The following is a 10,081-nucleotide window of genomic DNA, read 5'->3' as shown; positions in this document are numbered from 1 at the left end:
CCTCAAATATCTGATCGGCACAGAATTGGGGTATTGTCATATCGTATTACTTATGTTTGGGTCCGGCCCACGGTTGGGAGGCCGGACTGCAAATGAAGGCAAGGGAGGGGATGCCGGGCCGGCTGGTGTCCGCATCAGCCAACGGCAAACAGGCGTCGCGCACGCTGCAATCGCAGGTGGTGCATCAGCTTGGCGTTGCGATCGTTGGCGGCGAATTCGCCCCCGGAACACTCCTGCCCACGGATTCCGAACTGATCATCCGCTTCGGCGTCTCTCGCACCGTGCTGCGGGAATCGATGAAGGCACTGGCCGCCAAGAACATCGTCAATGCCCGTGCGCGGGTGGGCACACGGGTGCTGCCGCGCCGAGACTGGTCGCTATTCGATCCCGACGTGCTGGCGTGGCACTTCGAGGTCGGTCCGGACATTACATTTCTGCGCAGCCTGGCCGAGATCCGGGTGGGTATCGAACTCGAGGCCGCCGCGCTGGCGGCGCAGCGCCGCACGCAGGTACAGCTGGAACGCCTGATGGCCGATGTCGAGGGCATGGCCGGGGCGCGTGACGCCGACAGCTTTGCCGGATACGACCTCGACTTTCACCGCACACTCGCCGAAGCCGCCGACAATCTGTTCATGGCCTCGATCAACGGGCTGGTCGATCTGGCGCTGTCGGCCGCCTTCACCATCAGTTCACCGGTCGATGATCCAGAAGCGCACAAGGTGACGGTGCAGAACCACCGCCGGATTGCGCAGGCCATTCACGACGCGGCGCCGGAAGATGCGCGCGCTGCGATGCGGCTGGTCATTGCCGAGGGCTTCGACCGCGCTGCTGGGCGGATGAGCGGCGGACCAAGCGGTTCGGGACCATCACAACACACTGAGGCGGAGGCGAAGCGCCGGGCGGGCTAACCCGACCGGTTCCGAGACTGCCAACCTGGGAGGATTTGTTGGCATTACTTGAGTTGAAGAACGTATCGAAGGACTTCGGCGCCATCCGTGCGCTGAACGACGTGAGCTTTTCGATCGCGCCGGGCGAAGTCGTCGGGCTGATGGGGGACAATGGCGCCGGCAAGTCGACGTTGGTGAAGATCATGTCCGGCATCTACCAGCCGTCGGGCGGCACGGTGCAGCTCGAGGGGCAGCGCGCGCATATCCACAGCCCGGGCGATGCCCGGCGGCTTGGTATCGAGACGGTCTATCAGGACCTGGCGCTGGCGGACAATCTGACGGCTGCCGGCAATATCTTTCTGGGGCGCGAGCTGAAGCACAAGATCGGCCCGTTCCGCTTCCTGAACCACCGCGCAATGAACGAGCGAGCGGCGGAGCTGTTTGCCGAACTCAAATCGGAAACGCGGGCCAATGACCTGGTGCGGCTGATGTCCGGCGGACAGCGCCAGGCCGTGGCTATTGCTAGGACGCGCCTCGCCGACGCCAAGCTGATCTTGATGGACGAGCCGACCGCGGCGATCTCGGTGCGCCAGGTTGCCGAAGTGCTGGGACTGATCCACCGGCTGAAGGACGCCGGGATTGCGGTCATGCTGATTTCGCACCGCATGCCGGACGTTTTTACCGTGTGCGAGCGCGTCATCGTCATGCGCCGCGGCACCAAGGTTGCCGACAAGCCGATCGGCGAGAGTTCACCGGAAGAAGTGACGGCCCTGATTACCGGCGCCAAGGAGGCTGCATAATGTCCAGCGATACCGTTCAGGGCTTTTCGAACGTCCGTCATACGCCGTTCTGGCGGCGCGGTTTTCTGGCCAGCCAGTCAGCCTATGTGCTGGCGGCGCTGCTTTTGCTGATCCTCGCCATGCATCTGGCCTCGCCCAATTTCCTCACGGGCGGCAACGTGTCGAACATCACGCGCAATTTCTCCTTCATCGCCATTGCGGCGCTGGGGATGACCCTGGTGATCATCACCGGGGGTATCGATCTGTCGGTCGGCTCGACCATGGCGCTGTCGGCGACCGTGACCTCGCTGACCATGGGCGCGCTGGATGGCGCGGCTTTCCACCCGTTCCCGGGCTCGGCCATGCTGGTCGCCCTCGGGGCGGGCATGGGCGTCGCCATTCTCGTGGGTCTCGCCAACGGGTTCTTCATCGCCAAGCTGAAACTGGCGGCTTTCGTGACGACGCTCGGCTCGTTGTCGATCGTGCGTGGCCTGACCTATGTCGCGACGCAGGGCCGTGGCACGTTTCCGTCCGGCCCGGACAAGGAGCTGTTTCTGGCAGTGACGGCGGGACGCCTGTTCGACGTCGTGCCGATGGCCTTCGTCTATCTGATCCTGTGCGCCGGGCTGATGTGGCTGGCGCTGCACCATACGGCCTGGGGACGGCATGTGTTCGCCATCGGCGGCAACGAGGCCGCTGGCCGGCTGACCGGCGTGCCGGTCGACCGGGTGAAAATGCAGGTCTATGTGCTGTGTTCGCTGGCCGCCGGGATCAACGGCATCATCATTTCGGGATGGCTGGGCTCGGCGCCCGCCAATCTGGCCACCGCCTATGAGCTCACCATCATCGCCGCGGCGGTGATCGGGGGCGCCAACCTCGCCGGTGGCGTCGGTGGCGCTATGGGCGCGATCATCGGCTGTATCCTGATTGAAGTCATTCGCAACGGGCTGGTTCTGGCCCGTGTCGACCCCTACTGGCAGCAGACACTGGTCGGCATGATCATCGTCGCCGCCGTGCTGGTCGACCGCCTGAGATCGCTGCGCAACGGCTGAGGCCGCGGCGGGGTGAACACCGGCGAGAAGCCGGTTCTGATGCGTGCCTCGGCGCTACCGGGGCTGTTGGGAGGACTAAACATGACTTTGAAGACTGCATTTGCCGCGCTGGTCGTTGCCGCCGTCGGCTTTTCGGGCTCAGCCATCGCTCAGGAGACGTACCGGTTTGCCGTCGTCCCCAAGGCGATGAACAACCCCTTCTTCGATCTGACCCGCGACGGCTGCATGGCCGAAGCCGAGAAGCTGGGCAATGTCGAGTGCGTCTATCTCGGCCCTGTCGAGCATGAAGCCGCGACCCAGTCGCAGATCATCGACGACTTCATCACGCAGGGCGTTGATGGCCTGGCCATCTCGGTCTCCGACATCGCCGCCGCGACGACGGTGATCAACAAGGCCGTCGAGGCCGGCATCGCCGTCATCACCTTCGACTCGGATGCCCCGGACAGCATGCGCACCGCCTATGTCGGCACGAACAACAAGGAGTTCGGCACGGCTCTGGGCGAGATGCTGCTGGAAGTTGCACCGAACGGCGGCGAGTACGCCATGATCTCGGGCGGCGCCGCTGCTCCGAACCTGGCGCTGCGCGTCGATGGCGTGCGTGAGGCTCTCGAGGGTTCAGACTGGACTGAAGTTCCGGGTTCGCCGAGCTTCTCGAACGACGACATCGCGCTTGCCGTTCAGCAGGCCGGTGACTTCGTGGTCGCCAACCCCGGCATCAAGGCGATCGTGCCGGTCGGTGGCTGGCCGATGTTCGCACCCGACGGGTGGAAGAACTTCGTCGAGCCGAACAAGGCCAAGGTGGATTCGGGCGAGCTCGCTCTCGTCGTCGCTGACACCCTGCCGGTCCAGCTCGAGCTGCTGCGCGATGGCTATGCCCATGCGCTCGTCGGCCAGCGCCCCTATGAAATGGGCGAGGTTGCCATGCAGACCCTGCTCGCCATCAAGAACGGCGAGACGGTCGACGACATCATCTACACCGGTGTCGATCGCGTCACTGCAGACAATGTCGGCGACTTCCTGAAGTAATCGACCCTATCGTAGACTGTGCCGCCGCCGGCCTCGTGCCGGCGGCGGTTTTATATCCGGAGACCTCTTATGCCCCTGCTTCGCAACCCCATTCTGCCCGGCTTCAATCCGGACCCTTCGATCCTGCGCGTCGGCGACGATTATTACATCGCCACCTCGACCTTCGAATGGTTTCCCGGGGTACAGATCCACCACTCGAAGGATCTGGCGAACTGGACGCTGGTGACGCGGCCGCTGACCCGCAAGAGCCAGCTGGACATGCGCGGCGAACCGGATTCGTGCGGTGTATGGGCGCCCTGCCTGAGCCATGACGGCGAGCAGTTCTTCCTCATCTTCACCGACATGAAGCGCAAGGACGGCTCGTTCAAGGACGCGCACAACTATCTGGTCACCGCGCCGTCGATCAAGGGACCGTGGTCGGACCCGGTCTACATGAACTCGTCGGGGTTCGACCCCTCGCTGTTTCATGACGACGACGGGCGCAAGTGGTTCGTCAACATGCTGTGGGACCACCGCAGCCGGCCGCTGAGCTTCGCCGGCATTGCGCTGCAGGAGTATGACCATGCCCAGAAAAAACTCATCGGGCCGGTCAAGAACATCTTTCAGGGGACCGACCTGAAGCTGGTCGAGGGGCCGCATCTTTTCAAGCGCGCCGGCGCGGATGGCCGGCCCTGGTACTATCTGATGACCGCAGAAGGCGGGACCGGCTACGACCACGCGGTGACCTTTGCGCGCGCGCGACAGATCGACGGGCCCTACGAGACGCATCCGATCAAGCATATCCTGACCTCGAAGGACGCGCCGCTGAACGCGGTGCAGCGCGCCGGGCATGGCGATCTGGTGGAGACACCGGACGGCAACACCTATCTGGTGCATCTGATGGGCCGCCCGACGACGCAGAAGCGGCGCTGCGTGCTGGGGCGCGAGACCGGTATTCAGGAAGCCTATTGGGGCGCCGATGACTGGCTGTGGGTGAAGAACGGGCCGGAGCCCTCGGTGGAGGTCGAGGTGCCGGGCACCCGGGACGACACGGAGTACTGGGCCGAGCAGCGCTACAGCTTCGACGGGGACCTTCCTGCGGACTTTCAGTGGCTGCGGACCCCAGAGCCCGAACGCATCTTCCGGCTCGAAGAGGGCAAGCTGAAGCTGACCGGCCGCGAGTCCATCGGCAGCTGGTTCGAGCAGGCGCTGGTGGCGCGGCGACAGACGCATTTTTCCTACGATGCCGAGGTGACGGTGGAGTTCGATCCGGTCGACGAGCGGCAGTTCGCCGGGCTGACCGGCTACTACAGCCGCTACAACTTCCATTACCTGGCGGTGACGGCACATGCCGACGGCAAGCGCGAATTGCTGTTGATGAGCTCAGAGGCCAGCCACCCGAACGGCCGGCTGAGTTTTCCCGCCGATCCGGTGCCGCTGCCGCAGGAGGGGCCGGTGCGGCTGAAGATCGAAATCCGCGGCGCGAAGCTGCAGTTCTTTTATGCCGCCGGGTCGGCACGGGCGATGGGCAACTGGCAGCCCATGGGGCCGGTGCTCGATGCGTCGCTGCTGTCGGACGAGTGCGGCGGCCACCCGCAGCACGGCTCGTTCACCGGCGCCTTTGTCGGCGTCGCCTGTTCCGACCTCAATGGGACCGCGCGGGAAGCGGCGTTCTCGGACTTCGTCTATCGGCCGGTGCATGACGCGACAGACCGCTACTGACGCGACGCGTGGGCGTAGGCGGGAACCTTGAGGGGCCTGCCCGCGTCATCTTTGCAAGAGCAAGGAGCCCAGCATGTCCGACAGCGTGAAGATTCTGAAGATCGAGCCGGTGACCCACAATGTGCGGCGCTATGTGGTCGAGCGGCCCGAGGGTTACAGTTTCGAGCCGGGCCAGGCGACCGAACTGTCGCTGGACGAAGACGGCTGGCGTGACAAGAAGCATCCATTCACTTTCACCGAGCCGAGCGCCGACGGCCCGCTGGAGTTCACCATCAAGAGCTATTTCAACACCGACGGCGACGGCATGACCGAGCGGCTGTGGAGCTATGAGCCGGGACAGAGCCTGATCCTGCGCGACCCCTGGGGCACCATCACCTACAAGGGGCCGGGCACGTTCATTGCCGGTGGCGCGGGCGTGACGCCGTTTATCGCCATTCTGCGCAAGCTGCACCGGGATGGCCAACTGGCCGGCCATCGGCTGATCGCCTCGCACGGGACCGAAGAGGACATCATCCTGCGCGAAGAGTTCGAGGCCATGGACGGGCTCGATTGCACCTGGACGCTGACCAATGATCCGAAGGCCGACGGCGTGCAGCATGCGCGGGTCGACGAGGGATTTCTGCGCAAGCACCTGCATGACGTGAGCCAGCACTTTTACCTGTGCGGTCCCGACGACATGGTGAAGGACCTGCGCGATGCGCTGGAAGGTCTGGGCGCCGAAACGGATACGCTGACCTTCGAAGAATAGCGCCGCTCACCGCCCTCCCCGCCTCCGATGTTCAAGCCCGTGCCGAAAATTTCGGCGCGGGCTTTTTGCTGATGTCGTTTCCGCAATTTCCAGACCTTTCCGAGCGCCTCAACACGCGCAGATTACGGCGCCGTGGCGCTGCGGGGATAAGTTTGGGATTGTAACCGGATGTCAGACCTCTAGCGGCAAGATCAGGCGCGCGGACGGGCGCGACGGCTGGTGCCTGACGCGTCTTTGCCCGGACTTTGACATCGGTTTGACACCGCGATGAACGTCGATGAACGGCAAGGCGACCGACTGACATAGGATTTCGTCAATGCCTGCCTGCGACACTGGGTGCCGGAGGTGATGGCCATGACAGACTCGCAGACGAATAGCGACGAGCAGACTGGACACACGGCAGCAGAGATCATGCGGTCCGGCATCTGGTTCGGGGCGATCTTCGCGGCCATCGGGCTGTTCATCTATGTGATGGTGCGGCTCGACCCTTCGCGCGCGCGGGCGCCCGAGTTCGTGATCGATGCGGCGGCAGGCGTGTTCTTTTTCGCCGGAGTGAGCATCATCGGGCAGGCATTGCGCATGCCGATCGTCGGCCGAATAGCCAGTCTGGCCGTCGTCTATCTCATGGCGGTACCGGGCTTCTGGATGCTGCTGGGCGATGATGCCGGCCAGTGCTCGGTGAGTATTGCCATTGCGGGCGTCAGCAGCTCGGGCGCCGGCGATCCGGGCATGTGCCGCATGGTTTTCGGCGCAGGCGCGATCATCGTATTGGGGATGGCGCTGCTGTTCACGGCGCTGGCGATACGCGATGCGCGCCAAAAGCGCGACCCGGGCACCAGTGGCGCCCGGGCCGAGTAAGGCAGCCGCTTACGGGTAGCGGCGCGGGCCTTCGGGCTTGTTGTCAAGAATGGCTTCGATCTTGTCCATCACCTCGGGGGTGAGCTTGGACTTGTGATCGAGTGCCGTCAGGTTGTCCTTGAGCTGCGCCAGTTTCGAGGCGCCAAGAATGACCGTAGAGACGTTCGGGTTGGCATTGCACCACAGCAGCGCCAGATGGTGCAGCGGCAGGCCGAGATCGCCGGCGAGTGCTGCCAGTTCCTTCACCTTGGCCAGTTCGGCCTTGCCCTTGTCGCTGGTCAGCCGGGCCTTAAGCCACTCGTAGCCGGGCAGGTTCATGCGGCTGTCTTCGGGGATGCCGTCATTGTACTTGCCGGTGAGGATGCCCGAGGCGAGCGGCGACCAGATGGTGGTGCCGAGCCCGAACAGATCGTAGAGCGGCACGAATTCGCTTTCGACCTTTTCGCGGCGGAACATGTTGTATTCCGGCTGCTCCATGGTCGGCGGCGTCATGTTGTTCTGGCGCGCGAAGGCGAAGGCTTCGGTGAGCTGCTGGGAGGTCCATTCGGAGGTGCCCCAGTAGATGATCTTGCCCTGGGTGACGAGGTTGTGCATGGCGCGCACGGTTTCCTCGATGGGCGTATCGAGATCAGGGCGGTGGCAGAAGTAGAGATCGAGATAGTCGAGCTGGAAGCGCTTCAGGGCGTCGTTGCAGCCATCGGTGATGTGCTTGGCGCTGAGGCCGACCTGCATCGGGCCCTTGCCATTGCCGCCGAAGAAGACCTTGGACGAGACGGCGTAGGAGTCGCGCGCCCAGTTGTGGGCCTTGAGCGCTTCGCCCATGACGCGTTCGGCATTGCCCTGCTCGTAACCTTCGGCGTTGTCAAAGAAGTTGATGCCGTTGTCATAGGCATAGCCCATGATCGATTCAGCGTCGTCCTCCCCGACCTGCTTGCCGAAGGTTACCCAGGCGCCAAAAGAAAATTCGCTGACCTTGAGGCCAGCCTTGCCGAGGCGGCGATATTCCATAGCGATGTTCCGTGGGGTTGTGTCTTCGAAAGGACTCACAGTCTATCGGCATATAACGATCAAAACAACAAAGGGAGGGAGACCCATGACAACAGCTACGCGTGAGGGGGAAGCGCACCGCGGCATTGAAACCCATGCGGCGACGGCGCAGGCCGAGATGCAGGTGAACCATTTCACCAGCCCGGACGGGCTGGAGATGGCGTGGTTCGAACTGGGCAGCAACGCGGGAGCGCCGCCGATCATCTTCCAGCACGGATTTTCATCCTCGACCTATTGGGAGTGGGTCGAATGCGGGCTGATCGATGCAGTGAAAACGCTCGGGCGCCGGGTGGTCGGCATCGATGCGCGCGGGCATGGGCTATCGGCCAAGCCGCATGAGACGCGGTTCTATGGCGAGACCTTCATGGCGCGCGACGTGATGGCGCTGGCCGATCACCTCGGGTTCGAGAGCTATGATCTGGTCGGTTATTCGATGGGCGGTGCCATTGCGGCGACCACCGCATCGCTCGACCCGCGTATTCGACGGGTGGTGATCTCCGGTGTCGGCGAGGCAATCGTCAAGATCGGCGGCGTCGACCAGCGGGTGCTGGACACCACGGCGCTGGCGGCAGGCTTGCGCGCCGACAGTTCGGAGGGGCTGGGCGATGTGGTGCGCGGTTTCCGCGAGGGCGCGATCAAGCGCGACAATGACCTCTTGGCGCTGGCAGCGCATTCGGAATCGATAGCGCAGCGCAAGATCGATCTCGACGCGATCAAGGCCGAAGTGCTGGTGATGGCGGGCGACACCGATCCGCTGGCCAATAATGCCGGAGCGATTGCCGAGGCGATTGGCGACAATGCGCGGCTGCAACTGGTGCCGGGCGACCATCACTTCTCGCGGCGTTCGCCCGAATATCGGCAGGCGCTGCTCGACTTTCTGGGCTGACAGGCTTGAACCCGGTGGGGTGGCGGACGCAGACTCGCCGCCTCACCCAACAGGACTTTTCATTTCATGCGTTACATCATTTACGGAGTTGGTGCCGTCGGCGGCACGATTGCGGCTGCCCTGCAGATGGCTGGCCACACGGTGGTCGGGCTGGCGCGCGGGCGCATGCTGGCGGCGATCCAGGCGGACGGGCTGCTGCTCAGGACGCCGGCGGGCGAAAACCGGGTCCAGTTCGCCTGCCATGCCGAGCCGGCCGAGATCGGTTTTGAGCCGGACGATGTGATCATTTTGTGCATGAAGTCGCAGGACACGGCGGCGGCGCTGGAAAAGCTTGCCGAAGCGGGGGTGCGCGAGCAGCCGATCATCTGCGGGCAGAACGGGGTGAACAACGAGCGGTTGGCGCTCAGGCTGTTTCCCAATGTCTATGGCATGACGGTGATGGTGCCAGCCGACTATACGGTGCCGGGCGAGGTCAACTGTTTCGGCGCGCCGCGCTACGCCATGTTCGACCTGGGGCGTTACCCCGTGGGGCTCGACGAGACCGTCAGCAGGGTGGTCGATGATTTCGAGAGCGCCAACATGCGGATTTTCCCGCTCGAAGAGGTGATGAAATCGAAATACGGCAAGCTGCGCGAGAACCTGCTGAACGCGCTGGAAATGGCGCTGGGCAAGGATGTCGACAAAGACGTGCGGCAGGGTTTTGTCGACCAGATCCAGACCGAGGGTGAGGCGGCCTTTACGGCCGCCGGGATCGCCTGGACGCGGGTCGGCTTCGACAATCCGCGGCGCAAGGGCGTGATGGAGATGACCGACATCCCCGGCACGGCGCGGATCGGCGGTTCGACGACGCAGAGTTTGACGCGCGGTGGCAGCCTCGAGACGGAATATCTGAACGGCGAGATCGCTTTACTGGGCCGGCTGCACGGGGTGGCGACGCCGGCCAATGCGGCGCTGGTCACGGTGGCGCGGGACATGGTGGCGAAAGGCGCGCAGGTGGGGGATACGACGCCAGATGACTTGCGGGCGGTGATCCAGAAGGGCTGAGGCGGCGGGCGCGCCAAGGCCGGGGCCCGTTCGGCGCCCGCGGTCATCCGGCG

At 64.1% G+C, this 10,081-nt stretch carries 10 protein-coding genes; 9 read left to right on the top strand and 1 reads right to left on the bottom strand.

The genetic code is table 11. The features are described from left to right. Positions 1–92: 92 nt before the first annotated feature. The 7 genes from ACN0TK_RS09245 (at position 93) to ACN0TK_RS09215 (ending at position 7,051) form a co-directional block, all read left to right on the top strand. Positions 93–908, top strand: coding sequence for a FadR/GntR family transcriptional regulator (locus ACN0TK_RS09245; protein ID WP_417309189.1), 816 nt, complete (start codon positions 93–95; stop codon positions 906–908). Positions 909–946: 38 nt separating this feature from the next. Next, positions 947–1,687 (top strand): ATP-binding cassette domain-containing protein, encoded by a 741-nt coding sequence (locus tag ACN0TK_RS09240; RefSeq protein WP_417309188.1) that lies wholly within the window; start codon positions 947–949, stop codon positions 1,685–1,687. Further along, complete coding sequence (locus ACN0TK_RS09235; RefSeq protein ID WP_417309187.1) at positions 1,687–2,718, top strand: ABC transporter permease; 1,032 nt, start codon at positions 1,687–1,689, stop codon at positions 2,716–2,718. The genes ACN0TK_RS09240 and ACN0TK_RS09235 overlap by 1 nt, the downstream gene beginning before the upstream one ends. An 81-nt stretch (positions 2,719–2,799) precedes the next feature. After that, on the top strand, positions 2,800–3,744 hold the full coding sequence (locus ACN0TK_RS09230) for a sugar-binding protein (protein WP_417309186.1): 945 nt from the start codon (positions 2,800–2,802) through the stop codon (positions 3,742–3,744). Between the two features lie 75 nt (positions 3,745–3,819). Then, positions 3,820–5,445, top strand: coding sequence for a glycoside hydrolase family 43 protein (locus ACN0TK_RS09225; RefSeq protein WP_417309193.1), 1,626 nt, complete (start codon positions 3,820–3,822; stop codon positions 5,443–5,445). Positions 5,446–5,518: 73 nt separating this feature from the next. After that, positions 5,519–6,193: an FAD-binding oxidoreductase gene (locus ACN0TK_RS09220; protein WP_417309185.1), complete on the top strand. Its 675-nt coding sequence runs from the start codon at positions 5,519–5,521 to the stop codon at positions 6,191–6,193. Between the two features lie 354 nt (positions 6,194–6,547). After that, positions 6,548–7,051 carry a hypothetical protein gene (locus ACN0TK_RS09215; RefSeq protein WP_417309184.1) on the top strand — a complete coding sequence of 168 codons (504 nt, stop codon included), beginning with the start codon at positions 6,548–6,550 and terminating at the stop codon, positions 7,049–7,051. Positions 7,052–7,060: 9 nt separating this feature from the next. Here the strand turns inward: ACN0TK_RS09215 and ACN0TK_RS09210 are convergent, their stop codons facing one another. Further along, positions 7,061–8,059 carry a potassium channel beta subunit family protein gene (locus tag ACN0TK_RS09210; RefSeq protein WP_417309183.1) on the bottom strand — a complete coding sequence of 333 codons (999 nt, stop codon included), beginning with the start codon at positions 8,057–8,059 and terminating at the stop codon, positions 7,061–7,063. A gap of 85 nt (positions 8,060–8,144) precedes the next feature. Here ACN0TK_RS09210 and ACN0TK_RS09205 point away from each other — a divergent pair, with 85 nt between their 5' ends. Both ACN0TK_RS09205 and ACN0TK_RS09200 read left to right on the top strand, forming a co-directional pair. After that, entirely contained in the window at positions 8,145–8,984 is an 840-nt protein-coding gene (locus ACN0TK_RS09205) for an alpha/beta fold hydrolase (RefSeq protein WP_417309182.1), read from the top strand. Positions 8,985–9,050: 66 nt separating this feature from the next. Then, positions 9,051–10,028, top strand: a complete 978-nt coding sequence (locus tag ACN0TK_RS09200; protein WP_417309181.1) for a ketopantoate reductase family protein — start codon at positions 9,051–9,053, stop codon at positions 10,026–10,028. The last annotated feature ends 53 nt before the right edge of the window (positions 10,029–10,081 follow it).

This window comes from Devosia sp. (assembly GCF_048261455.1).
Lineage (GTDB): Bacteria > Pseudomonadota > Alphaproteobacteria > Rhizobiales > Devosiaceae > Devosia_A.
Note: the sequence above shows the minus strand (reverse complement) of the source record. Positions and strands in the feature narration are given on the sequence as shown.